At 72.9% G+C, this 25,218-nt stretch carries 19 protein-coding genes; 14 read left to right on the top strand and 5 right to left on the bottom strand.

Going from position 1 to position 25,218, the window contains the following annotated elements; genetic code table 11:
* Positions 1-55: 55 nt before the first annotated feature.
* A complete protein-coding gene (locus MFF56_RS26110) occupies positions 56-985 on the bottom strand; it encodes a LysR substrate-binding domain-containing protein (protein WP_238231715.1) in 930 nt (309 codons plus the stop codon).
* 104 nt (positions 986-1,089) lie between these two features.
* Here MFF56_RS26110 and MFF56_RS26105 point away from each other — a divergent pair, with 104 nt between their 5' ends.
* Together MFF56_RS26105 and MFF56_RS26100 are read left to right on the top strand one after the other, a co-directional pair.
* Positions 1,090-2,385, top strand: coding sequence for an MFS transporter (locus tag MFF56_RS26105; RefSeq protein ID WP_238231713.1), 1,296 nt, complete (start codon positions 1,090-1,092; stop codon positions 2,383-2,385).
* Between the two features lie 203 nt (positions 2,386-2,588).
* Complete coding sequence (locus MFF56_RS26100; protein ID WP_156453677.1) at positions 2,589-4,082, top strand: sensor domain-containing diguanylate cyclase; 1,494 nt, start codon at positions 2,589-2,591, stop codon at positions 4,080-4,082.
* Between the two features lie 67 nt (positions 4,083-4,149).
* On the opposite strand, the gene MFF56_RS26095 is transcribed toward MFF56_RS26100, so the two are convergent.
* Positions 4,150-5,544, bottom strand: coding sequence for a M20/M25/M40 family metallo-hydrolase (locus MFF56_RS26095; RefSeq protein ID WP_066921716.1), 1,395 nt, complete (start codon positions 5,542-5,544; stop codon positions 4,150-4,152).
* A 258-nt stretch (positions 5,545-5,802) separates the two neighbouring features.
* Here MFF56_RS26095 and MFF56_RS26090 point away from each other — a divergent pair, with 258 nt between their 5' ends.
* From MFF56_RS26090 to MFF56_RS26080, 3 genes are read left to right on the top strand one after another with little or no spacing between them, the layout of a single operon-like run.
* On the top strand, positions 5,803-6,333 hold the full coding sequence (locus tag MFF56_RS26090) for a (2Fe-2S)-binding protein (protein WP_066921718.1): 531 nt from the start codon (positions 5,803-5,805) through the stop codon (positions 6,331-6,333).
* The gene (locus tag MFF56_RS26085) at positions 6,330-7,343 is read left to right on the top strand and encodes an FAD binding domain-containing protein (RefSeq protein WP_066921719.1); all 1,014 of its coding nucleotides are present in this window, start codon (positions 6,330-6,332) and stop codon (positions 7,341-7,343) included. Before MFF56_RS26090 ends, MFF56_RS26085 begins: the two co-directional genes overlap by 4 nt.
* A gap of 7 nt (positions 7,344-7,350) precedes the next feature.
* A complete protein-coding gene (locus MFF56_RS26080; RefSeq protein WP_066921721.1) occupies positions 7,351-9,606 on the top strand; it encodes a xanthine dehydrogenase family protein molybdopterin-binding subunit in 2,256 nt (751 codons plus the stop codon).
* An 83-nt stretch (positions 9,607-9,689) separates the two neighbouring features.
* Here the strand turns inward: MFF56_RS26080 and MFF56_RS26075 are convergent, their stop codons facing one another.
* Positions 9,690-10,091, bottom strand: a complete 402-nt coding sequence (locus MFF56_RS26075; protein WP_066921723.1) for a DoxX family protein — start codon at positions 10,089-10,091, stop codon at positions 9,690-9,692.
* Positions 10,092-10,334: 243 nt separating this feature from the next.
* Between MFF56_RS26075 and tsaE the strand changes: the two genes are divergently transcribed.
* The 8 genes from tsaE to MFF56_RS26035 all read left to right on the top strand — a co-directional run bounded on the left by tsaE (position 10,335) and on the right by MFF56_RS26035 (position 22,508).
* Positions 10,335-11,900, top strand: coding sequence for a tRNA (adenosine(37)-N6)-threonylcarbamoyltransferase complex ATPase subunit type 1 TsaE (tsaE, locus tag MFF56_RS26070; protein ID WP_066921725.1), 1,566 nt, complete (start codon positions 10,335-10,337; stop codon positions 11,898-11,900).
* 38 nt (positions 11,901-11,938) lie between these two features.
* On the top strand, positions 11,939-12,673 hold the full coding sequence (locus MFF56_RS26065; protein ID WP_066921727.1) for a nucleotidyltransferase family protein: 735 nt from the start codon (positions 11,939-11,941) through the stop codon (positions 12,671-12,673).
* Positions 12,674-12,756: 83 nt separating this feature from the next.
* A complete protein-coding gene (locus MFF56_RS26060) occupies positions 12,757-13,047 on the top strand; it encodes a hypothetical protein (protein WP_066921729.1) in 291 nt (96 codons plus the stop codon).
* Entirely contained in the window at positions 13,048-13,515 is a 468-nt protein-coding gene (locus tag MFF56_RS26055) for a PIN domain-containing protein (RefSeq protein WP_066921731.1), read from the top strand.
* A 12-nt stretch (positions 13,516-13,527) separates the two neighbouring features.
* On the top strand, positions 13,528-16,674 hold the full coding sequence (addB, locus tag MFF56_RS26050) for a double-strand break repair protein AddB (protein ID WP_238231711.1): 3,147 nt from the start codon (positions 13,528-13,530) through the stop codon (positions 16,672-16,674).
* A gap of 283 nt (positions 16,675-16,957) precedes the next feature.
* Complete coding sequence (gene addA / locus MFF56_RS26045) at positions 16,958-20,413, top strand: double-strand break repair helicase AddA (RefSeq protein WP_238231708.1); 3,456 nt, start codon at positions 16,958-16,960, stop codon at positions 20,411-20,413.
* 394 nt (positions 20,414-20,807) lie between these two features.
* A complete protein-coding gene (locus tag MFF56_RS26040; protein ID WP_066926386.1) occupies positions 20,808-21,734 on the top strand; it encodes an ABC transporter ATP-binding protein in 927 nt (308 codons plus the stop codon).
* A 12-nt stretch (positions 21,735-21,746) separates the two neighbouring features.
* Entirely contained in the window at positions 21,747-22,508 is a 762-nt protein-coding gene (locus MFF56_RS26035; protein WP_066926388.1) for an ABC transporter permease, read from the top strand.
* A gap of 207 nt (positions 22,509-22,715) precedes the next feature.
* On the opposite strand, the gene MFF56_RS26030 is transcribed toward MFF56_RS26035, so the two are convergent.
* Positions 22,716-23,480, bottom strand: coding sequence for an alpha/beta fold hydrolase (locus tag MFF56_RS26030; protein ID WP_066923804.1), 765 nt, complete (start codon positions 23,478-23,480; stop codon positions 22,716-22,718).
* A 109-nt stretch (positions 23,481-23,589) separates the two neighbouring features.
* Between MFF56_RS26030 and MFF56_RS26025 the strand changes: the two genes are divergently transcribed.
* Positions 23,590-24,417, top strand: a complete 828-nt coding sequence (locus MFF56_RS26025; protein WP_066923806.1) for an FkbM family methyltransferase — start codon at positions 23,590-23,592, stop codon at positions 24,415-24,417.
* A gap of 25 nt (positions 24,418-24,442) precedes the next feature.
* On the opposite strand, the gene sfsA is transcribed toward MFF56_RS26025, so the two are convergent.
* Positions 24,443-25,159, bottom strand: coding sequence for a DNA/RNA nuclease SfsA (sfsA, locus tag MFF56_RS26020; RefSeq protein ID WP_066923808.1), 717 nt, complete (start codon positions 25,157-25,159; stop codon positions 24,443-24,445).
* Positions 25,160-25,218: the final 59 nt, after the last annotated feature.

Raw genomic sequence — 25,218 nt, 5'->3', positions numbered from 1 at the left:
TCGGCGGCGCCCCCCACGCGCTGCGCCGCCGCGGCTGGCCCGCCCGGAGGGCGCCTCACCCGGCCAGCATCTCGCCGACCCAGACGCCCCGGCGCAGCTGCTCGGCCAGGATGGCGGCGATCGCCGCGCCCGCGAACTCGGCGGCGCGCGAGACCGGCCGGTCGGGCTGGAAGGAGAGCACGAGGCGCCGGATCGGGGCGGGATCGACCAGCGGCGCCGCGGTGAGGCGCCCGGCCGCGATGTCGGCGTGCATCGGCGCGCGCGTCAGGATGGTGCGGCCGTAGCCCTGGCGCACGAGCTCCTTCAGCGCCGTGTAGCTGTCGATCTCGAGCCCGAGATCGAGCGCGATCCCGGCCGCCTCGGCCGCTCGCTGCACCACGTTGCGCAGGCCGTGGCGGGTGCTCGGCAGGAGCAGGCGCTGGGTCGCCAGCGTCCGGAACGGCACCGGCTCCCCGGCGGTGAGGCCGGCATCGCCCGGGCCGATCAGGAACAGGGCCTCCTGCATCAGCGGGCGGATGCGCAGGCTGCCCGTCGCGCGCGGGTCGTAGAGCACCGCGAGGTCGATCTCGCCGCGGTTGAGGCTGTCGAGCAGGTAGCCCGTATAGGCGGCCACCAGCTGGAGCCGCACCCGCGGATGGGTCGCCGTGAAGGCCGCCACCAGCGGCACCGAGACCATGTCGGCGAGGGTCGGCGGCAGGCCGACCGCGACGTGGCCGGCGAGCTCGGCCCCCGGGCCCGAGACGCTGGCTCGCAGCTCCTCGGTCTCGGCCAGCACCCGCTTGGCGTGGCGCAGGGCCTCGCGGCCGGCCTCGGTGATGACCATGCCCCGCCCGTGCCGGTCGAACAGGCGCGCGCCGAGCTCGTCTTCCAAGAGCCGTATCTGCCGGCTCAGCGCGGGCTGTGCGATCCGCAGGCGGCCGGCAGCCTTGCTCAGGCTGCCAAGCTCGGCCACGTGCACGAGGGTGCGGAGCTGGGCGAGGTCCATGCCCGAGCTATGCCGGATCGCGATAGCTGTTCAAGCTCGATTGCTGAGGCGCGATAGCCGCGCGCTCCCTACCTTCGGGGCGTCGTCCTCGGATCCGAGCCGCCGTGAGCACCGCCCCGACCGCCCGAGCCCAGCGGGGCTTCAAAGCCCCGGCGGGCCTCGCCTCGACCGCCGTCCCCGAGGCGCGCGAGGCCGCCTGCATCGAGCCCGCCTGCATCGAGCCCGGCAGCGTCGCCTTCGGCCGCGCGCGGCTCGCCCTGTTCCTGGCGGGCTTCTCGACCTTCTCGCTGCTCTACGCGGTGCAGCCGCTGCTGCCGAGCTTCACCGACGAGTTCGGCGTCGGCGCCTCGCAGGCCTCGCTCGCGCTCTCGCTCGCCACCGGCTTCCTGGCCTTCTCGATCCTGTGCGCGGGCGCGGTCTCGGAGGCGGTCGGCCGGCGCGGGCTGATGTTCGCCTCGATGGCGGGCGGCGCGCTGCTCCATCTCGGCAGCGCCCTCGCACCGAGCTGGCACGCGATCCTCGTGCTGAGGGCGCTGGAGGGCTTCGTGCTCGGCGGCGTCCCGGCGGTGGCGATGGCCTACCTCGCCGAGGAGATCCACCCGCGGGCGCTCGGCGCCACGATGGGCCTCTACGTCGGCGGCACGGCCTTCGGCGGCATGATGGGCCGGCTCGGCATGGGCGCGCTCACCGAGTTCACGACCTGGCGCACCGCCATGGGGGTGCTGGGCCTCCTCGACCTCGCGGCGGCTCTCGGCTTCCTGCTGCTGCTGCCGCCGTCGCGCAACTTCGCCCGGCGCCGGGGCGTCAACGCCGCCTACCACATCGGCGCCTGGGCCGGGCACCTCAGGAACCGCGGCCTGCCGCTCCTCTTCCTCACCGGCTTCCTGGGCCTCGGCGTCTTCGTCGGGACCTTCAACTACCTGACCTTCCGCCTGAGCGCGGCGCCCTTCTCCCTGAGCCAGGGGCAGATCAGCCTGGTCTTCGCGGTCTTCCTCTGCGGCGTCTTCGCCTCCTCGGCGGCGGGCGCGCTCGCCGACCGGCTCGGGCGGGGCCCCGTGCTGACCGCGGGCGTGCTGATCATGGGCGCGGGCGTGGCGCTGACCCTGCTGCCCGCGCTGCCCGGCATCATCGCGGGCGTGGTGGGCGTCACGGTCGGCTTCTTCGTGGTGCACGCCGTGGCGAGCGGCTGGGTCGGCCGGATGGCCCGCGGCGCCAAGGGGCACGCCGCCTCGCTCTACCTGCTAGCCTACTATCTCGGCTCCAGCTGCCTCGGCTCGGCCGGCGGCCTGTTCTGGACCCATGGCGGCTGGCCGGCGGTGGTCGCCTTCAACGCGGCGCTGCTGGGCCTCGCCCTCGCGGTGGCCGGGCTGCTGTGGCGCGGCGAGCGGCGGGCCGCCTGACGGCTCCGGACGAACCGTCCCGGGCCGGTTGGGGCGCCTCCCGAGCCCGTCCCGAACGGGCGCGGCCAGTATCACGCGAGCATCCCACGAGCACCCGGCGCGTAGGACGCGAGCAGCGCGGGGCCGGTCCGCGCCGACCCGACTTCGCGGGAGTCCGGCGTTGTTCGGCACCTTTTGGCAAGGCTTGCGGAGGATACTGCGCAGTGCCCGCACGGGCATCGCCTGAACTCCCGGTCTACCTTTCGACGATGACGCATGCCGCGCCGCCCTCCGGCGATCTCGAGGCCGAGCTGTTCGAACTCGCGCCGGTATCGCTCTGGCTGCAGGACCTGAGCGCCCTCAAGGCCCGCCTGGACGCGTGGGGCGCGGCCGGCATGAGCGACCTGCGCGCCTGGCTGCGCCATCCCGAGCACCTGCTGGCCGTGCAGATGCTGATCCGGGTCGAGCGGGTGAACCGCCACACGCTCCGGCTCTACGAGGCCCGCGACGCGGCGGAGCTGTTCGCCCACATCCCGGCGATCTTCGACGACCCGCACGCCACCGCCCTGGTCGAGGTGCTCTGCCAGCTCTGGGCGGGGGCGACGCAGGCCCGGCTCGTCACCCGCAACCGCACCATCGGCGGCCGCGTCCTCGACGTGAGCTACGCGGGCCGGATGCTGCCGGGCCACGAGGACGACTGGGCCCGCTTCCTGATCTCGGTCGAGGACATCACGCCGCGCGAGGAGCTGCGCCGCCGCGAGGACGCCCTCGCGCGCTTCGCCGCGAGCCTGTTCGAGCGCTCGCCCGTGCCGACGCTGGTGCGCGACGAATCCGGCCTCGCCGCGATGCTGGCGCGCTTGCGCGCGGCCGGCGTGCAGGATCTCGCCGCCCACATGGACGCGCATCCGGACTGGGCGGAGGCGGCGCGCGCGAGCCTCGTCGTCGTCGGCGCGAACGCGCCCGCGCTCGCCCTGTTCGGGGCGGCGGACAGCAGCGCGCTTGCCCACCACGTGGCGGTCGGCCTCGGCGCGGAGGCGCGGCGGGTCTTCGCCGCGGAGGCGCTGGCCCTCTGGGCCGGGACGGGCCACGGCGCCCGCGACGTCCTGTTCCGGCGCATCGACGGGAGCGCGCTCCATCTCAAGGCGCAGTACGCCGCGCTGCCGGACCAGGGCGACGGGCGCCGCCTCGTCCAGATCGCGCTTACCGACATCGGCGAGAACAAGCGCGCCGAGGCGCGTCTGGAGACCCTGAGCCTCACCGATTCCCTCACGGGCCTGCTCAACCGTGCGGCCTACGCGGCGCATCTGGCGCGTCTGGAGGCGGCGCGCGTCGTGCCGACCTCGGTGATCGTCGCCGACCTGAACGGGCTCAAGGCCGTCAACGACCGCCGCGGCCACGATGCCGGCGACCGGCTGATCCGCCGCTTCGGCCGCGTCCTGGCGGAGCGCGTCCCGGCCTCGGCCCATGCGGCCCGGATCGGCGGCGACGAGTTCGCGATCCTGCTGCCGGGTACCGGCCCGGACGGCGCCGCCGCGCTGGCCCTGCGGATCGCCGAGGGCGTCGAGCGGGCGAACGACGGCGCCGGCACCCTGCTCGGCGTCTCGCTCGGGATCGGCACCTGGACCGGCGAGGGACCGCTGAAGGCCGCGGTCACCCGGGCCGACGCGCGGATGTACGCGGCCAAGCGCGGCCGCCGCGGGCGGGTGCGGGTGGCCTGACAGGAAGCCGGCACGGCTCTTCGACCGGTCGGCCGCGCGCCTTCTTCCGCCACCGAGCCGCGCCGCGTCAGCCCCGCCCGGCCTCGCCGAAGGCCTGGAGGATGCGCGCCCAGGAGCGCGTGCCCTTGTGGAAGCTGCGCAGATCGTACTTCTCGTTCGGCGAGTGGATGCGGTCGTCGTCGAGCGCGAAGCCGATCAGCAGGGTGTTGAGCCCGAGGATCCGCTTGAAGTCGCCCACGATCGGGATCGAGCCGCCCGCGCCCACCGTCACGGCCTGCGCGCCCCACTCCTCCGCGAGCGCCGTCTTGGCGAGGCCGAGTTCGGGCATGTCGAAGGGCAGGCTCACCGCGCGCGAGCCCTTGTAGGTGATCACCTCGACCCGGCAGTCGGCCGGCACGCGCTCCCGCACGAAGGCCTCGAAGTTGCGCGCGAGCGCCCCCGGATCCTGGTCGTCCACGAGGCGGAACGAGACCTTGGCGGAGGCCTCGCTGGCGATCACCGTCTTGGTGCCCTCGCCCGTGTAGCCGCCGATGATGCCGTTGACGTCGCAGGCGGGCCGCGACTGGATCAGCTCGATCGGCATGCGCCCGCGCTCGCCGGCCGGCTCCTTCAGGCCGATGGCGCCCAGGAATTTCTCCGGCGTCAGGCCGAGGCCGCGCCACTGCTCGATCACCTCGGGCGGGCGCTCGTGCACGCCCTCGTAGAAGCCCGGAACCGCGACGCGCCCGTCCGCGTCGTGCAGGTCGGCCAGGATCCTGGCCAGCACGTGGATCGGGTTGCGCGCCGCGCCCCCGAAGAATCCCGAATGCAGGTCGCGGTCGGCGCAGGTGACCTTCACCTCGAAGTAGCACAGGCCCCGCAGCGAGGTGGTGATGGCAGGGATACCCACGTCCCACATCGCCGTGTCGCAGACCAGGACCACGTCGGCCCCGAGCTTGTCCTTGTTGCGCTCGACCCATTCGGGCACGCCCTGCGACCCGTTCTCCTCGGCGCCCTCGACCAGGATGGTGACGCCGCAGGGCAGCTCGCCGGCCATGGCGATGTGGGCCCGGCAGGCCTCCACGAAGGTCATCACCTGGCCCTTGTCGTCCGAGGCGCCGCGCCCGACGATGCGGCGCTGCCCGTCCGCGCCCTCGCTGATGCGCGGCTCGAAGGGCGGGCTCTCCCAGAGGTTCAGCGGATCGACCGGCTGCACGTCGTAGTGCCCGTAGAACAGCACGTGCGGCGTGCCGGGCTTCGGCCGGTGGGCCAGCACCACCGGGTGCAGGCTGGTCTCGTGCACGCCGGTCGCGAAGCCGAGCGCGGTGAGGTCGGCGGCGAGCCAGTCGGCGGCCTCGCGGCACGCGGCGGCGTAGGCCGGGTCGGTCGAGATCGACGGGATCCTGAGGAACCGGAACAGGCGCTCCAGCGCGTTGTCGAGGTCCTTGTCGATGTCGTTCAGGATCGCGTCGAGCGCCGCCATGGGCCTGTCTCCGGCTGAGGGGATCTGCCCCCAGGGTTAGCCGATGCGCTGCCTGAACGGAACGGCCGGCCGCCCCGCCGTGGGCCGGCCCAGCGAGCCGTTTTGGAACAGGGACAATCTGGAATTGTTGTGAGGTGAGACCGGGCGCCCGACGCCCGGACAACCCGTCCGCGCGCGCCGATGCGCGGTGCCGCAGCGGACGGAACGCCTTCTTCTCAGGCCGCGCCCCGGCCCGCCTCATCGTTCTCGCGAGGTCCCATGCTCATCGAAAGCGGTTCGCCCGTCGCGGCGGACACGAAGGTCGGCATCAGCCTGACCATCAACGGCCAGCAGCGCGACCTCCAGGTCGCGCCCTGGACCACCCTGCTCGACCTGCTGCGCGAGCATCTCGATCTCACCGGCACCAAGAAGGGCTGCGACCACGGCCAGTGCGGCGCCTGCACGGTCTTGGTGAACGGCACGCGGGTGAATTCCTGCCTGACGCTCGCGGTGATGAAGGACGGGGCCGAGATCACCACCGTCGAGGGCCTCGCCGGCCTGGCCAACGGGGGCGCGGGCACGAACGGGCTGCACCCGATCCAGGAAGCCTTCATCGAGCACGATGCCTTCCAGTGCGGCTACTGCACGCCGGGCCAGCTCTGCTCCTCCGTCGGCATGATGAACGAGGGCCACGCCCAGTCCCGCGACGAGATCCGCGAGGCGATGAGCGGCAACATCTGCCGCTGCGGCGCCTACACCAACATCGTCGACGCGATCGAGGACGTCATGGCCCAGGGAGGCGCCCGATGAACCGCTTCGACTACGTCCGCGCCGGCACGGTGGCCGAGGCGGTGCAGGCTTTCGCGGGCGCGGACAGCGCGCGCTTCATCGCGGGCGGCACCAACCTCATCGACCTGATGAAGTACGACGTCGAGCGGCCCGGCCGGCTCATCGACATCACTCGCCTGCCGCTCGGCGAGATCGCCGAGCACGACGGCGGCCTGCGGATCGGCGCGCTCGCCACCAACGCCACCGTGGCCTACGACGACCGGGTTCGCGCGCGCTACCCGCTGCTCGCCGACGCGATCCTGGCCGGCGCCTCCGCGCAGCTGCGCAACGCCGCCTCGACCGGCGGCAACCTCCTGCAGCGCACCCGCTGCTACTACTTCTACGACACGGCCACGCCCTGTAATAAGCGCCAGCCCGGCTCCGGCTGCCCGGCGATCGGCGGGGTGAACCGCATCCACGCGATCTTCGGCACGAGCGAGCACTGCATCGCCACGCACCCCTCCGACATGTGCGTGGCCTTGGCCGCCCTGGAGGCCACGGTGCAGGTGAGCGGGCCGGAGGGCGAGCGCAGCATCCCCTTCGCCGAGTTCCACCGCCTGCCGGGCGATGCGCCGGAGAAGGACACCAACCTGAGGCCCGGCGAGATCATCGTCTCGGTCGATCTGCCCGATCAGGACTTCTCGCGCCACTACACCTACCTGAAGCTGCGCGACCGGCTCTCCTACGCCTTCGCGCTGGTCTCGGTCGCGGCCGCCCTCGAGCTCGACGGCGACGCCGTGAAGACCGCCCGCCTCGCGCTCGGCGGCGTCGCGCACAAGCCCTGGCGCAACACGGAGGCCGAGGCGCTTCTCCAGGGCAAGCCCGCCACCCGCGAGAGCTTCCAGGCGGCCGCCGACCTCATCGTCGCCGAGGCCAAGCCCCAACAGGGCAACGCCTTCAAGGTGGAACTCGCGCGGCGCGCCATCGTGCGGGGCCTGGAACAGGCCGCCGCCGGCACGCCCCAGTCCGTCACCGACAAGCGCATCCAGTGAGCCGCCGATGACCCAGACCTTCTCCTCCACCGGGCGCGACAGCTTCGTCGGCACGCCCCGCAGCCGCATCGACGGCCCCGCCAAGGTGACGGGACTCGCCAAGTACGCGGGCGAGTTCTCGGCACCCGACCTCCTGCACGGCTACGTCGTGTCGGGCATCGTCGCCAAGGGCCGGATCCGGAGCATCGACACGAGCGCGGCGGAGGCCGTGCCCGGCGTCGTCAAGGTGCTGACCCACGAGAACCGGCCGCGCACCGCCTGGCTCAACTACAATTACCAGGATCAGGTCGCCCCTCCCGGCGCACCCTTCCGCGCCCTCTACGACGACAAGATCCTGTACAGCGGCCAGCCGGTGGCGCTGGTGGTGGCCGAGGATTTCGACACCGCGCGCCACGCCGCGACGCTCGTCAAGGTGGATTACGAGGCGGAGGCGCCGAGCGTCGATCTGACGAAGGTCGGAGACTTCGCCTACGACCCGCCGATGAAGCGCAACGGCATCAAGCCGCCGCCGAAGCCCTGGGGCGACGCGGACGCGGTCTTCGACACCGCTGCCGTGAAGGTGCGCGAGCAGTACACGCTCGCCACCGAGCACCACAACCCGATGGAGCCGCACGCCTCGACCGTCATCGTCGAGGAGGACGGCACCTACACGGTCTACGACAAGATCCAGGGCGTCTCGAACAGCCAGGGCTACCTCGCCAACGTCTTCGGCCTGAAGAAGGACGAGGTGCGGGTGCTGAACCCCTATCTCGGCGGCGGCTTCGGCTCGGGCCTGCGCCCACAGTATCAGCTCTTCCTGGCGATGCTGGCCGCGCGCGACCTCGGGCGCTCGGTGCGGGTGGCGCTGACCCGCGACCAGATGTGGACCTTCAGCTTCCGCCCCGAGGCGATCCAGACGATCAGCCTCGGCGCCGACCGGGACGGCACGCTCCAGGCGCTGCGCCATGACGCGCTGGCGCCGACCTCGCAGTTCGAGGACTACCAGGAGGTCGTCGTCAACTGGTCGGGCATCCTCTACAAGTGCGACAACGTCGCGCTGACCTACAAGCTCGCCAAGCTCGACACCTTCACCCCCGCCGACATGCGCGCGCCCGGCGCCGTCACCGGCGTCTTCGCCATCGAGACGGCGATGGACGAGCTGGCCTACGCCACCGGCCAGGACCCGATCCAGCTCCGGCTGAAGAACTACACGCAGCGCGACCAGACCCAGGAGGACAAGCCCTTCGGCTCCAAGGAGCTGAGGGCCTGCTTCGAGCAGGGCGCCGAGCGCTTCGGCTGGGCGAAGCGCGACCCGGAGCCGCGCTCCATGCGCGAGGGCCGGGAACTCGTCGGCTGGGGTGTGGCGACCGGCATCTGGGAATCGATGATGATGCAGACGAGCGCCCACGCGATCCTCACCGCGGACGGCCGGCTCGAGGTCGGCAACTCGACGGGCGACATCGGCACCGGCACCTATACGATCCTCACCCAGATCGCCGCCGACACGCTCGGCCTGCCGATGGAGGCGGTGACGACGAAGCTCGGCGACACGCGGCTTCCCGAGGCGCCGATCGCGGGCGGCTCGTGGACGGCGGCCTCCTCCGGCACCGCCGTGATGAAGGCCTGCCGGGACGTCGGCGAGCAGGTCTTCCGGCTGGCGCGCCAGATGGACGATTCACCGCTCGCCAACGTCGATTTCGAGCGCGTCGCCTTCGCGGACGGCCATATCGTGGTCGCGGACGACGCGACCCGCCGCGTCGCGCTGGTGGACGTGATGCGCGCGGCCGGCGTCGAGCGGCTGGAGGCGACCGGGCAGGCCGCGCCCGACAAGGACTTCAACAGCCAGTACGAGGCCTACACCCACTCGGCGATCTTCGCGGAGGTGAAGATCGACGAGGAGCTGGGGCAGGTGCGCCTGACCCGGATCGTCTCGGCGATCGCGGCCGGCAAGATCCTCAACCCCAAGACCGCGCGCAGCCAGATCCTCGGCGGCGTGGTGATGGGCATCGGCGCGGCGCTGGAGGAGGAGTCCCTGATGGACACCACGCTCGGCCGGTTCATGAACCACAATCTCGGCGAGTACCACGTGCCGGTGAACGCCGACATCCACGACATCCAGGTGATCTTCGTGGACGAGGAGGACCGGGCGAACCCGCTCGGCGTGAAGGGGCTCGGCGAGATCGGCACCGTCGGCACCGCGGCGGCCATCGCCAACGCGGTCTTCCACGCCACCGGCAAGCGCATCCGCCACCTGCCGATCACGGTCGACAAGATCATCGGGTGAGCGGGGACACCTGCGCGATTCTCCCTCCCCCGCAGAGGGGGGAGGGGGATGCGCGGTATCCGAGGGGATCGAACGAAGCCGGCTCAGACCCGCGGGCGACGCCCGTCGAGGCTCAGCGCCCCTGGGCCGGCGGTGACGAGGTAGAGAAAGATGAAGCAGAACAGGATCGCGGCGTCGCCCCCGTTGATCGCCGGGTAGAAGCCGCGCGGCGCGTGGAACAGGAAGTAGGCCACCGCCATCTGGCCGGAGGCCAGGAAGGCCGCCGGACGGGTGAACAGGCCGAGCGCGATCAGCGCGCCGGTCGCGATCTCGATCACCCCGCCGATGCCGCGCAGCGAGAGCAGCTCGGGCGCGGGCCCGTTGGAGGGCGGGAAGCCGAACAGCTTCTGCGTGCCGTGCGCCAGGAACAGCAGCCCGGCCATGATCCGCAGGGCGGCGAGCGCGTAGGGCGCCAGGGGGGACAGGCGCGCGAACAGGGCATCCATCGGGACGGGTCTCCGTGACGAGTGCCGGGGCGGTTCCGCGTAAAGCACCGCACTGTCAAGCTGGGAGGTTGCGGCACGGCCGGGAACGCGCGGCGGCGGGGCGCGATGATCGATTAACGATCCTCGGCTACGACTCCTGCCTATATGGAGAGCGCCCACGATGCGCGGCCGTCGGACGATCGGAGCATCGCGGCCGTGTCCGGGGCCCGGCACGGGGCGCGCGGGGACCGCGGAGGAGCGGGTTTGGACCAGGACGATCCGACTGCGCACGAGGCGCCCGACGAGGGCCAGAAGCCCTGGGAGATCGTGCTGCCCGAGGAGGGCGCCACCGAGGATCTCGGCCTGTTCCTCGCCGAGTTCCTGCTGCCGGGCGACGTCGTCGCCCTCTCCGGCGGGCTCGGCGGCGGCAAGACCACGCTCGCGCGCGCCGTCATCCGGGAACTGACCGGCGACCCGGACCTCGAGGTGCCGAGCCCGACCTTCACGCTGGTCCAGCCCTATACGGGCCGGGACGGGCGCATGATCGTGCACGCCGACCTCTACCGCCTGCGCGGCGCCGACGAGCTGGTCGAGATCGGCTTCGACGAGATGACCGAGGCGGCCATCACGCTGGTCGAGTGGCCCGAGCAGCTGCCGACCCGCGCCGGCCCCGTGCTCACCGTCGATCTCTCGCTCCGGCCCGAGTTCGGCGAGGGCTCGCGTTTCGCCCGCATCGACGGCACGGGCGGCATGCGCGACCGCATCGAGCGGGCGCGGGCCGTGCGCGGCCTGCTGGTGCGCGCCGGCTGGGATCTCGCCGAGCGCGCCCACATGCAGGGCGACGCCTCCTCGCGCGCCTACCAGCGCCTGACCAACCCGGACGGCGGCACGGCGGTGCTGATGATCTCGCCCCCGCGCGCGGACGGCCCGCCGGTGCGGGACGGCAAGCCCTACAGCGCCATCGTCAAGCTCGCCGAGAGCGTGCACGCCTTCGTGGCGATGGACCGGGCCCTTCGGGCGCTCGGCTTCTCGGCGCCGCGCATCTACGGCGAGGATCTCGACGCGGGGCTCCTGATCCTCGAGGATCTCGGCAGCGAGCCGGTGGTGGACGCCGCCGGGCCCCGGCCCGAGCGCTACGCCGAGGCGACCCGGCTGCTCGCCAAGCTCCACGCTACCGAGCTGCCGGCCGTGGTGCCGGTGGCGGCCGGCATCGAGCACCGCATCCCGGCCTACGACCTCGAGGCGCTGCTGTTCGAGACCGAGCTGATGCCCGAGTGGTACGCCCCCGGCATCCGCGGCGTCGCGCTCTCGCCTGACGCGCGGGCCGAGTTCCTCGACCTCTGGGCCGAGGCGCTGCGCGGCGCGCTTCCCGCCCGCCCGACCTGGACCCTGCGCGACTACCACTCGCCGAACCTGATCTGGCTGCCGCACCGCGAGGGGCTGGAACGCGTCGGCCTGATCGACTTCCAGGACGCGGTGATGGGCCACCCGGCCTACGACGTCGCCTCGCTGCTGCAGGACGCCCGCGTCGATGCCAGCGCCGAGTTCGAGCTGCGCCTGCTCGGCCTCTACGCCCGCGAGCGCCGCGCCCGCGAGCCGAACTTCGACGTCACGGCCTTCGCCACCGCCTACGCGCTCCTCGCCGCCCAGCGGGCGACGAAGATCCTCGGGATCTTCGCGCGCCTCGACAAGCGCGACGGCAAGCCGGGCTACCTCGCCCACCTGCCGCGCATCGAGGGCTACCTCGCGCGCAACCTCGAACACCCGGCGCTGGCGGGCTTGCGCGACTGGCACGCGCGGCACATGCCGGGCCTCCTCGCGCCGGCCTGACCCCTCACGACCGCAGACCCGCCCTCCAGGATCCTCCGATGAGCGAGCCCAGCATCACCCGCGCCTTCGTCCTCGCGGCGGGCCTCGGCAAGCGCATGCGGCCGGTCACGGCCACGACCCCGAAGCCGCTGGTCGAGGTCGCCGGCAAGGCGCTGATCGACCACGCCCTCGACCGGGCGGCGGAGGCCGGCATCGACACGGCGGTGGTCAACGTCCACTACCTCGCCGACCTCGTGGAGGGGCACGTCGCGCGGCGCGCGGACGGGCTGAGGATCCTGGTCTCCGACGAGCGCGCGGCGCTCCTCGAGACCGGCGGCGGCGTGAAGAAGGCCCTCGGCCTCGTGGGCGCGGCACCCTTCGTGGTGATGAACTCCGATTCCTTCTGGCTGGAGGGGCCGACCCCGAACCTCGCCCGCCTCATCGCGCGCTGGGACGCGGAGGCGATGGACATCCTGCTCCTCGTGGCGCCGACCGCGACGAGCCTCGGCTACGAGGGCGCGGGCGACTTCGTGATGGCAGGCGACGGGCGCCTGGAGCGGCGCGGCGAGCGGGCGGTGGCGCCCTTCATCTACGCGGGCGTCGCGATCGTGAAGCCCGAACTCTTCGCCGACACGCCGGAGGGCGCCTTCTCGCTCAACCTGCTGTTCGACCGGGCGATCGCCCGCGAGCGCCTCTACGGCCTGCGCCTCGACGGGCAATGGCTGCATGTCGGCACCCCGGAGGCGATCCAGGCCGCCGAGGAGCGCGTGAAGGCGAGCGCGCGCCACCCCTGAGGGCGCCGGCGCGATTGTGGAACGGAGCCGGAACGTCTACATTCGCTCGGCGTGCCCGATGCGGTGCCGCAAGGAGCTGCAGGATGGATGTGAAGGAAGCCATCAAGCGCGCGAAGACTTATGTCGCCGAAACTTTTTCGGACGAGGACATCATTGATGTGGGCCTCGAGGAGGTCCGCCGCGACGAGGATGGCCGCCACTGGCTGATCACGGTCGGCTTCTCGCGCGCGTCCCCGAGGCTCAGAGCGTCCAGGATCAAGGAAAACAGCATCCTCGGCTACAATCCGGACCTGCCGCGCGTCTACAAGGTCGTGACCCTGAGCAATCAGGATGGCGACATGATCTCGATCACCAACAGAGCCGTCGAGCACTAGATGGGCCGGCTGATCGCGATCGACACGAACCTTCTGGTTCTGCTGGTCGTCGGATCCGCTTCAGTGGACTTCATCGCGCGGCACAAGCGCACGAACACATTCGTCAAGGACGACTTCCAACTGCTGCGGCAGATCCTGCTCGATGCGGACGGGATCGTCTTCACTCCGCATGTTCTATCCGAGACTTCGAACCTCGTCCGCCAATTCGCGAAGCCGGGCGTCGACACCATCGTGAGCGTGCTTGGCCGTATGATCCAGCAGAGCAGGGAAATCGCCGTCGCCAGCGCCGATGCGGTTCAGCGCCCCGAATTTCGCTATCTCGGGCTGACCGATGCAGGGCTGCCGAGCATCGATGCGGACGACGTCGCGCTTCTGACGGACGATTTCGACTTGTACCGGGCGAGCCTCGCGGCAGGCCGCAAGCCCATCAACTTCTCGCACGCGCGCGAGAGCTGGCTCGGTCTCTAGATCGGCGTATCCATGTCCGAGTCCCACATCTTCACCATCGGCCGCGGCGCTCCGTTCCTGCCGACGCTCGCGGACGCGCTGCTCGACGGGCGGCTCGTCGGCGATCTGGGCGCCGACCCGCTGGCGCTGGCGGGCGTGACGCTGTTCCTGCCGACCCGGCGGGCGGCCCGGGGCCTCGCCGCGATCCTCGGCGGGCGGCTCGGCGGGGCGGCGCTCCTGCCGCGCATGATCCCGCTCGGCGAGGCGGACGAGGCGGAACTCGACCTCGCGGCCGAGCCGCTCCTGGAAAACGGCCCCGACCCCTTGAGCGCGCCGATGCCGCCGCTGGAGCGGCGGCTGATCCTCGCGCGCCTCGTCCAGTCCTGGGCGGCCACCGTCGACCGCACGCTGCTGCCGCTCGATGCCGAGGTGCCGTTCCTCGTGCCCTCCTCGCCCGCCGACGCGGTCGGGCTCGCGGCCGATCTCGAGCGCCTGATGGATGCCCTCACCGTCGAGGGCCTGCCCTGGTCGGAGATCGGCAGCGCCGTCGAGGCGGAGTACTCGCGCTATTTCGGCCTCACCCTCGATTTCGTGCGCATCGCCGCCGAGTTCTGGCCCGGAATCCTCGACGAGCGCGGGATGAGCGATCCCGTCTCGCGCGCCCGCGGGCTCGTGCTGGCCGAGGCCAAGCGCCTCGCCCGCGAGCGGCCCGCCGACCCCGTGGTGGTGGCGGGCTCGACCGGCTCGGTGCCGGCGACCGCCCGGCTCATCGCCGCGGTGGCGGCCCTGCCCCGCGGCGCCGTGGTGCTGCCGGGCCTCGACCGCGACCTCGACGCCGCCGGCTGGGACGCGATCGAGACGGGCACCGGCGAGGACCGCGAGATCGCCCACGGCCATCCGCAGGCGGTGCTGCACCGGCTCGTCGGCCGCCAGGGCCTGAACGTGGCGCGGGACGCCGTCGTCGAGCTCGGGCGACCGGACCCGAAATCCGCCGCGCGCGCCGCGCTGCTCTCGCAGGCGCTCCGCCCGGCCGAGACCACCGACGCCTGGGCCCGCCTCGACCCGGCCGAGCGCGACCGGACCGCCGCCCTCGGCCTCGCCCATCTCTGCGTGGTCGAGGCGGCCGACGAGCGCGAGGAGGCGCTGGCCGCCGCGATCGCGCTGCGCGAGGCGCTGGAAACGCCCGGCCTCACGGCGGCCCTCGTCACGCCCGACCGCGGGCTCGCCGCCCGCGTCGCCCAGGAACTCGCCCGCTGGGGCATCGTCGCGGAGGACAGCGCCGGGGTGCCCCTCGCCCGCAGCCCGGCGGGCCGCCTCGCGCGGCTCGCGGCCGAACTCGCCGCCGACCTCCTGCGTGAGCAGGGCGACGCCATCCCCCCCCGCCTGCTGGCCCTGCTCGCCCACCCGCTCGTGCTGCTCGGGCTGCCCCGCGCCGACGTGGTGCGCGGCGCCGCCGCCCTGGAGATCGGGGTGCTGCGCGGCCTCGCCCCGAAACCCGGCTTCGACGGGATCCGGCAGGTGCTCGCCGCCGAGCGCGCGGGCGCGCCCGAGCGCCAGCCCCGGGCGAAGCGCCGCCTGAAGGCGATCGACTGGGACCTCGCCGCCGCGCTCCTTGACCGGCTGGAGGAGGCGTTCGCAGACTTCCCCGGACCGGGCGAGGCCGCGGAGGGCAACCTCGTGGCGCTCGCCGGCCGCCACCGCGCCGCCTGCGACCGGCTGACCGCCGCGCCCGAGGGATCGCCCGAGACCGCCGACGCCTCGTTGAACTGCCTCGACGCCCTGTTCGACGACCTCGAACTCACCGACCCGGAACTCCTGCCCGGCCGCTTCGACGACTACCCGGCCTTCTTCACCGCGCTCGCCCGCGAGCGGATGGTGCCCTGCGCAGGGACAACTCCGCACCCGCGCCTGCGCGTCCTCGGCTTGCTTGAAGCGCGCCTGCTGACGGCCGACCGGATCGTGCTCGGCGGCCTCGACGAGGGCGTCTGGCCGATGCGGGCGACGACCGACGCCTTCCTCAACCGGCCGATGCGCGAGCGCGTCGGGCTCGACCCGCCCGAGCGCCGCATCGGCCAGATGGCGCACGACTTCGTGCAGGGGTTGGGCCCGCGCGACGCGATCATCACCCGCGCGGCCAAGCGCGAGGGCGCGCCGACCGTGCCCTCGCGGCTCCTGCAGCGCGTGCGCGCCTTCGCGGGCGAGGCGCGCTGGGGCGAGGCGGTGGCCCGCGGCCGGCGCTTCCTCGGCTACGTGGGCGCCATCGACAGCCTGCCGCCGCAGCCGCGCCTCACCCAGCCGAAGCCGCGGCCGGACCCGGCGCTGTTCCCGCGCTCGCTCAGCGTCACCGAGGTCGAGACCCTGGTGCGCGACCCCTACAGCATCTTCGCCCGCCACGTGCTCGGGCTCGACCCGCTCGATCCGCTGGCGGCCCAGCCCGGCACCAGCGACCGCGGCTCCCTCGTGCACGACGTCTTCGGGACCTTCGCCGAGCGCTTTCCCGAGGCTCTGCCCGCCTTCGACCTCGCGGCCCAGCATCTCGCCGACATCGCCGTGAACGCCTTCGCGGAGATCGAGAACACCTATCCGGAGCTCTACGCCGAGTGGTGGCCGCGCTACGAGCGCATGGCCGCGGCCTACCTGCCCTGGGAGGTCGAGCGGCGGGCGGGATTGCGGCAGGTGCATCCCGAGATCTACGGCCGCTGGGAGATCCCGATGGGCCGCGAGACCTTCACCCTGCGCGCCCGTGCCGACCGGATCGAGGCCCGCGCCGACGGCAGCGCCTGCATCGTCGACTTCAAGACCGGCCTGCCGCCGAGCAACCGCGAGGTCTTCGCCGGCTTCTCGCCGCAGCTGACGCTCGAGGCCGCGATGCTGATGGCGGGCGCCTTCAAGGGTTTTCCAAGGACCGCGACCGCGCCGGACCTGCTCTACGTCTACGCCTCGGGCGGGCGGAAGGCCTTCACGCCGATGCCGGTGAAGACGCCCCGCGGCGAGACCCGCGGCGTGCCGGAGGTCGTGGCGGAGCACGCGGAGCGCCTGCGCGGGCTGGTGGCCCGCTTCATGACCGGCGAGGCGGCCTACGTCTCGCGGCCCTATCCGAAATACGCGCGGGCTTACGGCGCGTACGATCACCTCGCGCGGGTGCTCGAATGGTCGCAGGCGGGGGAGGGGGAGGCGTGATGGACGCGACGCTGCCGCATCTTCCCTCCCCCCTCTGCGGGGGAGGGTACCCTGCGCAGCAGGGGGGGCCGGGACGAAGTCCCGCAAGAGGGGACCCCAGCTTCAGGATCGGGCTGAGCAGATGTGAAGGCCACAGCCTTGATCTGAAGCGTGGCTCCCCTCTCTGCGGGACTTCGTCCCGACCGACCCCTGCTGACGCAGGGGCCACCCTCCCCCGCAGAGGGGGGAGGGAGAGCGCGGCGCTGCCCGCGTCCCTTCCCGGTACGGTTGTGGGCCAATCCCGATGAACGCCCAGGCGCCCACGCTGCACCGCCTCGTCGTCGATGCCCTCACCGAGGCCAACCAGCGCCGCGCCGCCGACCCGCGCGCCTCCGCCTGGGTCTCGGCGAACGCCGGCGCGGGCAAGACCAAGGTGCTCACCGACCGGGTGGTGCGCCTCCTGCTCGACGGGGCGGCGCCGGGGCGGATCCTCTGCCTCACCTTCACCAAGGCGGCGGCCGCCAACATGTCGATCCGGGTGTTCCAGCGGCTCGGGCGCTGGGTGACGCTGGACGACGCCGCGCTCGGCGAGGAGCTGGAGCGCCTGACCGGCGAGCGCGCCTCGCGCGAGCGGCTCGACGCGGCCCGCCGCCTGTTCGCCCGCGCGGTCGAGACGCCGGGCGGGCTGAAGATCGAGACCCTGCACGCGCTGTGCGAGCGCCTGCTGCACATGTTCCCCTTCGAGGCGAACGTGCCGGCCCGCTTCGTGGTGCTCGACGACACGCAGTCGCGCGAGGCCTTCGAGGTCGAGACCGCCAACGTGCTGGCCGACGCGGTGGCGGGCAACCTCTCTTTGAGCGAGGCGCTGGCCCGCGTCGCCCCGGAGGCGACGGGCGACGCGCTGCGCCGGGCGATCCGCGGCGCGATGGCGGCCCGTGCGGTCCTCGGCGACGCGGCCGGTCTGGAGACCCGGTTCGACCGCCTGCGCCGGGCGCTCGGTCTCGCGCCCGGCGAGACCGACGAGAGCCTGGAGGCCGCGATCCTCGACGGCTGCGCCGTCGACCTCCCCGAACTGATCGCGGGCCTGCGCACCGGCGCCAAGACCGACGAGGGGCTGGCCGACGCGCTCGAAGCCGCCCGCGCGGCCCGCGAGACGGAAGGGGCGCTCGACCTCTACCGCGGGATCTTCTTCACCGAGAAGGACGCGCCCAAGGCCGACCGCAGCCTCGGCACCAAGGCGGTGCCCGAGCCGGTGCGCGCCGCGATGCAGGCCGAGCGCGACCGCCTCGTGCCGCTCTTCGATCGCCTGCGCGCCGCCCGCGCGCACGAGCGGACCCGGTCCCTGTTCGTGCTGGCCGACGAGATCCACCGCCGCGTCGAGGCCCAGAAGGCTCGGCTCGGCGCGCTCGATTTCGACGACCTGATCCACAAGACCCTCGACCTGCTGCAGCGGGTCGGCGCCGGCTGGGTGCTGTACAAGCTCGACCGCGGTGTCGATCACGTGCTGATCGACGAGGCGCAGGACACCAACCCGCAACAGTGGGAGATTCTGCGCCGCATCACCGCCGAGTTCGCGGTGGGGGAGGGCGCGCGCGCCCTCAACCGCACCCGCTTCGCGGTGGGCGACCCGAAGCAGTCGATCTACAGCTTCCAGGGCGCGGATCCGCGCGAGTTCGCCGCGACCCGGCTCGCCTGGGTGGGCGAGGCGCAGAGCGCCGACCTCGTCTTCGAGGACGTGCCGCTGACGCTCTCCTTCCGCTCGACCCGCGCGGTGCTGCGGGCGGTCGATGCCGTCTTCGCCGTGCCCGCGCATTACAGCGGCCTCGCCTTCGGCGACGCGGCGGTCGGCACCGTGCACGCGAGCGCGCGGCCCTCGGCGCCCGGTGCCGTCGAGCTCTGGCCGATCGCCGAGCCCGCCGAGGAGGCGGAGCCCGACGCCTGGGCGGCGCCCGTCGATGCGCCGGAGGCCGGGGCGCCCGCGCTGCTCACGGCCCGGCGCATCGCCCGCGCGATCCGCACCTGGACGACCACCGGCGACGCGCAGGGCCGCGTCTGGCGCCCGGGCGAGATCCTGGTGCTGGTGCGAAAGCGCGGTGCCGCCTTCGAGGAGGTGATCCGGGCGCTCAAGGGCCTCGCCGTGCCGGTGGCCGGGCAGGACCGGCTGGATGTGGCCGCCCACATCGCGGTGGCCGACCTCGTGGCAGTGGGCCGCGCCGGGCTGTTGCCGGCCGACGACCTCACGCTGGCGGTTGCGCTCAAGACCCCGCTGGTCGGGCTCGACGACGACGACCTCGTGCGCATCGCCGCCCGGCGCGACCTCGCCGAGACGCTGGAGGATGCGCTCCACCGCCACGCGGAAGCGGGCGACCCGGCCGCGATCCGCGGTCGCGACGCGCTCGCCGGCTGGATCGCGCTCGCGGGCGCCGAGGGGCCGTTCGGCTTCTACGCGACGCTGCTCGGGCCGCGCGGCGGGCGCGCCAAGCTCGTCTCGCGGCTCGGCGGCGAGGCGGGCGACGCCATCGACGTGTTCCTGGCCGCCGCCGCCCAGGCCGAGCAGGGCATCGACGCGCCCTCGCTCGGCGGGTTCCTGGCGCGCTACCACGGCTCGGCGGAGGGCCACACGGTCAAGCGCGACATGGAATCGGGCCGCGACGAGGTCCGGGTGATGACCGTGCACGGTGCCAAGGGCCTGGAGGCACCGGTCGTGGTGGTGATCGACGGCTGCGAGCCGCTCGGGCGCAACGACCCGCCGCTGCTGCCGATGGTCGAGGAGGCGCTGCCGCCGGTCTGGTCGGGCGCGCGCGCCCACGATTGCGCGGCGCTGGCGCAAGCCCGCGCGGCGCTGCAGGCCCGGGGGCGGGAGGAGCACAACCGCCTGCTCTACGTGGCGATGACCCGCGCGGCCGACCGCCTCGTGGTGGCGCCCTATCGCGGGCACGAGCGCGAGACCGAGGCCGCGTGGTGCCGGATGATCCGGGCCGGTTTGGAGGGGGCGCTCGGCGCGGGCGAGGCGCGCGAGACGCCCTACGGCCCGGTCACGCTCTGGCACGACGGCGAGGCCGAGGCCGCGGCCTCGCCCGAGGGCACGCCCGCGCCCGAACCGCCTCCGGTTCCCGCGTGGCTGCACGCGCCGGCCCCGGCGGAGGCCGAGGCGCCCCCGCCGCTCAGCCCCTCCGGCGCCCTGCAGGCGGCCGACGGCCAGCGCCTGATCCCGCCGCGGCAGGCCGACGCCGAGGCGCGCCGCCGCGGCATCCTGATCCACGCCCTGCTGGAACACCTGCCCCGGCTGGAGCCGGAGAGGCGCCTGGCCGCGTCCCGCACCTATGTGGGCGCCCGCGCCCCGGCGCTCCCCGAGCCGCAGCGCGAGCGCATCGTGCGCGCGGCGCTGCGGGTGATCGAGGATCCCGGCCTCGCGCCGCTCTTCGCGGCCGGGGCGCGCGCGGAGGTGAGCCTGTCGGGCCGGGTCGTGGTCGGCGGCGTCGAGCGGCCGGTCTTCGGCCGGGTCGACCGCCTCGCGGTGGCGGATGGCACGGTCTGGCTCTGCGACTTCAAGACCGGCCGCCCGCCGGACGGCGACGCGCTGCCGGAGGCCGATGCCGGGCAGATCGCCCTCTACGCGAGCCTGCTCGCGCGGATCTATCCGGGCCACGCGATCCGCCCGCACCTGGTCTGGACCTCGGGGCCGGTGATCCGGGCGCTCGGGCCGGCGGAGGTCGATGCGGCGCTGGCGGCTGTCGGCCTAGGCCCGGCATCGACCTGAGGCCGCGCGGGAACGGGTGCCACCCTTCAGGTGCGGGCACCGCCCTTCTCCCGGGCGCATGGAGCGTGAGCGGAATGCGACCCGGGACCCAGCACGGGACGACGCGAAGCGACCGAATCCTGCGCCCGTGTCGAAGATCGAGCCGCTGCGCGACACTCTCTGTGCTGGGTCCCGGATCACCTTCCGCTGGCGCTCCAGGCGTCCGGGAAAAGGTCGCGCTCTATCCGTAGGAGTCGGCCGAGCCGATCGAAGGCCCATCGCGTGAGAGGATAATCCCGCCCTCGATGTGCCGTTCGGCACGCGGCGGACCGTCCGGCGAGCCGATCACCGCCGCCGTGGTCGCCACCATGCCACGCCTGCGCTACCTCGGCGCCGACCGGAAGCTCAGACCGCGATGCCGCCGATTCTCCAGATCCAGAACCTCCACAAGACCTACGCCTCCGGCCTCTCCGCACTCGCGGACGTGAACCTGGAGATCGCCCGCGGCGAGATCTTCGCGCTGCTCGGGCCGAACGGTGCGGGCAAGTCGACACTGATCAACATCATCTGCGGGATCGTCACGCCGACCGGCGGCACGATCACGGTGGACGGGCACGACATCGCCCGCGACTACCGGCGGGCGCGGGCCACGATCGGCCTCGTGCCGCAGGAACTGACCACCGACGCCTTCGAGACCGTCATCAAGACGGTGAGCTTCACCCGAGGCCTGTTCGGGCTGAAGCGCGATCCGGCCCATATCGAGCGGGTGCTACGCGATCTCTCGCTCTGGGAGAAGCGCGACAGCCGGATGATGCAGCTCTCCGGCGGCATGAAGCGGCGCGTGCTGATCGCCAAGGCGCTCTCCCACGAGCCGCGCCTCTTGTTCCTCGACGAGCCCACGGCGGGCGTCGACGTGGAACTGCGCCAGGACATGTGGCGCCTCGTGCGGCGCCTGCGCGACCAGGGCGTCACGGTGATCCTGACGACGCACTACATCGAGGAGGCCGAGGAGATGGCCGACCGGATCGGCGTGATCCGCAAGGGGCGCATCATCCTGGTCGAGGAGAAGGCCGAGCTGATGCGCAAGCTCGGCCGCAAGCAGCTCACCCTCCAGCTCGCCGAGCCGCTCGCCGCCCTGCCGCCGGCGCTGGCCGACCGCGGCCTCGAACTCGGCGCGGCAGGGCGCGAACTCATCTACACCTACGACAGCCAAGCCGAGCGCACCGGCATCACCCGGCTCCTCAACGACCTCACACAGGCCGGGGTCAGCTTCACCGACCTCCAGACGCGGCAGAGTTCGCTGGAGGACATCTTCGTCGGGCTGATGCGGGAGCGCGCCTAGATCATGAGCCGAATGAACTGGCCCGCCGTCCGGGCGATCTACGTCTTCGAGATGCACCGCTTCCTGCGCACCGCGACGCAGAGCATCCTGGCACCCGTCATCTCGACCTCGCTCTACTTCGTGGTCTTCGGCGCGGCGATCGGCGCGCGCATGAACACGGTCGACGGCGTGCCCTACGGCCTGTTCATCGTGCCGGGCCTGATGATGCTCTCGCTGCTGACGCAGAGCATCACCAACGCCTCCTTCGGCATCTACTTCCCGCGGTTTGCCGGCACGATCTACGAGATCCTGTCCGCGCCGATCTCGCCGGTCGAGGTGGTGCTGGGCTACGTGGGCGCGGCGGCCTCGAAGGCGATCATCATCGCGCTGATCATCCTGGCGACCGCGGCGCTCTTCGTGCCGCTGCGGGTCGAGCACCCGTTCTGGATGCTGGCCTTCCTGCTGCTCACGGCCGTCACCTTCAGCCTGTTCGGCTTCGTGATCGGGCTGTGGGCGGACGGGTTCGAGCGGCTGCAGATGGTGCCGCTCCTCATCATCACGCCGCTGACCTTCTTAGGCGGCAGCTTCTACGCCATCGAGATGCTGCCGCCCTTCTGGCAGACGGTGAGCCTCGCCAACCCGGTCGTCTACCTGATCAGCGGCTTCCGCTGGAGCTTCTTCGGCCGGGCCGACATCGGCATCGCGGCAAGCCTCGGCATGACGACGCTGTTCCTCGTCCTCTGCCTCGGGGCGGTGACGTACATCTTCCGCACGGGCTACCGGCTGAAGAGCTGAGCGCATCGCCGACCCTCCCCCCTCTGCGGGAGAGGGTGCCTCGCGCGTGCGAGCCGGGAGAGGGGACCCCAGCTTCAGGATCAGGCACGCCCTTCATGAAGTGCTAGCCTCTTCCGGCGGCCGGGTTCCCCTCTCTGCGGGACTTCGTCCCGACCGACCCCCTTCGGGGGCCACCCTCCCCCGCAGAGGGGGGAGGGAGCGCGTCGGCTAGGCTTGCGCCGCCAGGAACGCCAGCACCCCGTCCCGGTGCTCCTTGGCACCCACCGCCGTGCTGTGGTCGCGGCCCTGGATCTCGAGCGCGCGCGCGTCCGGCAGCAGGGCGGCGAGCGCCGGGCCCGATCCCGAGACCGTGTCGAGGCTGCCCGTCGAGACCAGCACCGGCACCTCGATCTGTGCGACCTCCGCGCGCGAGAGCGTCTGGCGCGAGCCCCGCATGCAGGCGGCCAGCGCCCGCAGGTCGCTGCGGGTCTGCTCGGCGAAGGTACGGAAGGCGGCGGCCGTCGGGTTCGGGGCCGGCGTCCCGGCGGGCGCCTCCAGCGCCTCCGCGATGCCGGCGGGCAGGCCGCGGCCCTCGACGAGGTGGAGCCCGAGGCCCCCGAAGAGCGCCGAGCGCACCCGCGCCCGGTGGTCGAGCGCCAGGAAGGCGGCGATGCGCGCGCCCATCGAGTAGCCCATCACATCGGCCCGCTCGATGCCCAGATGGTCGAGGAGCCGCACCGCGTCGCCCGCCATCTGGTCGGAGCCGTAGAGGGCGGGGTCGTAGAGCTTCTCGCTCTCGCCGTGGCCGCGGTTGTCGAGCGCGATCGCCCGATAGCCCGCCTGGGTGAGCGTGCGCACCCAGAGCGTGTTGACCCAGTTCACCGCGTGGTTCGAGGCGAAGCCGTGGATCAGCAGCACGGGGGCGCCCGTCCCGCTCTCTGGCGGCACGTCGATATAGGCGATCCGCACGCCGTCCGAATCGAAGCTCTGCATTCCTGGTCGCGTCCTCTCACGTCGTCCGCCCGGCTTAGAACGGTGCGTGCCGACCCCGCAACGCGCGGATGCTTGCCGTCGGGCGGTTCGGCTGTCATCACGCCGCGCGATGACAGACGCCTCACCCTACGGCACCTACGCCCCGACCGGCCTCGTGGCCGCGATCGCCCGGCGCACCGCCAGCATCCCGGCCGAGAGCTGGGGCGGGCGCCGCCTCGCGCTCTTCCTGCGCCGCGTCGCCATCTCGCTGCTGCGCGGACGCCCCCTCGACGTCGAGCGCTACGGCGCGCGCATGCGGCTGCACCCCTACAACAACAACTGCGAGAAGAAGGTGCTCTTCACCCCGCAGTTCTTCGACCCCGCGGAGCGGGCGATCCTGCGCGAGCGCCTGCAACCCGGCTGCGTCTTCCTCGACATCGGCGCCAATATCGGCGCCTACGCGCTGTTCGTGGCGGCCTTCGCGGGCCCGTCCGCCCGCATCGTCGCGGTGGAGCCGCAGCCCGACGTGTTCGACCGGCTGAGCTACAACATCGCCCAGAACCCGTTCCACACGGTCAAGGCGGTAGCCTGCGCGGTGGCCGACAAGGCGGGCGAGCTGACCCTGTTCATCGACCCGCGCAACCGCGGCGAGTCGAGCCTGAAGATCGTGGGGACCAACGAGGGCGCCCAGATCCGGGTGCCCGCGGTGACGCTGCTCGACCTCGTGCGCGCGGAGGGGCTCACGCGCATCGACGCGGTCAAGCTCGACGTCGAGGGCGCCGAGGACCTGATCCTCGAGCCGTTCCTGCGCGAGGCCCCGGCCAGGCTGCTGCCCCGGCTGCTGCTCCTCGAGAACGGCACCGACCAGTGGCAGCTCGACCTGCCGAAGCTCCTCGAGAGCCACGGCTACCGCGAACTGACCCGCACCCGACTGAACGTGGTGTTCGAGCGGGCGTAGCTGTCCCTCCCCCGGGGAGCCGCCCTTACGGCGGCGTCACCACCGGGATGGGCTCGGCGACGCGCACGCCCTCGGGGCCGACCGCGCAGCGGTAGGCATGGGTCTCGACCCCCATGGCGCGGGCCTCCCGGAAGGCGCGGTCGAAGGCCGGGTCGAGGTCGCGGGCGACGTCGAAGGCCTCCGCCCGCATCTGCACCACCACGATCACCAGGGCGCGCCCGCCCGCCGCGACCACGTCGGCCAGATCGCGCATGTGCCGGGCGCTGCGGGCGGCGACGCAGTCCGGGAACTCCGCGAGGCCGGGCGTGCGCATGAGGTGGCAGTTCTTCACCTCGACATGCGCGGGCGGCAGGCCGGGACCGGTGGCCAGGAAATCGACGCGGCTCGCTCGGCCGTAGCGCACCTCCGGCCGCAGCCCGTCGTAGCCCGCGAGCGGCGCGAGCAGGCCCGCCCGAAACGCCTCGGCGACGAGGTGGTTGGGGCGCGCGGTGTTGATGCCGACCCATTGCGGGCCGCCCGGCAGGTCCGCCTCCACCAGCTCCCAGGAATGGCCGAGCTTGCGCGCCGGGTTGTCGGAGACCGAGAGCAGCACGCGGGCGCCGGGCTGGTTCAGGCCCAGCATCGCGCCGGGATTGGCGCAGTGCGCGGTGATCTCGGTGCCGTCGGGGAGCGCGACGTCGGCGAGGAAGCGCTTGTAGCGCCGCACCAGCCGGCCCTCGACGAGGGGAGAGGGAAACTGCATCCGCCCCGCTTACGGCGCGCGCAGCCCCGCGGGAAGACCGTGGCCGCGGACCACCCCGC

Origin of the sequence: Methylobacterium hispanicum (assembly GCF_022179285.1) — a bacterium.
Lineage (GTDB): Bacteria > Pseudomonadota > Alphaproteobacteria > Rhizobiales > Beijerinckiaceae > Methylobacterium > Methylobacterium hispanicum.
The sequence above is the reverse complement of the archived record's forward strand: the minus strand, read 5'-3'. Positions and strand labels throughout refer to the sequence as shown.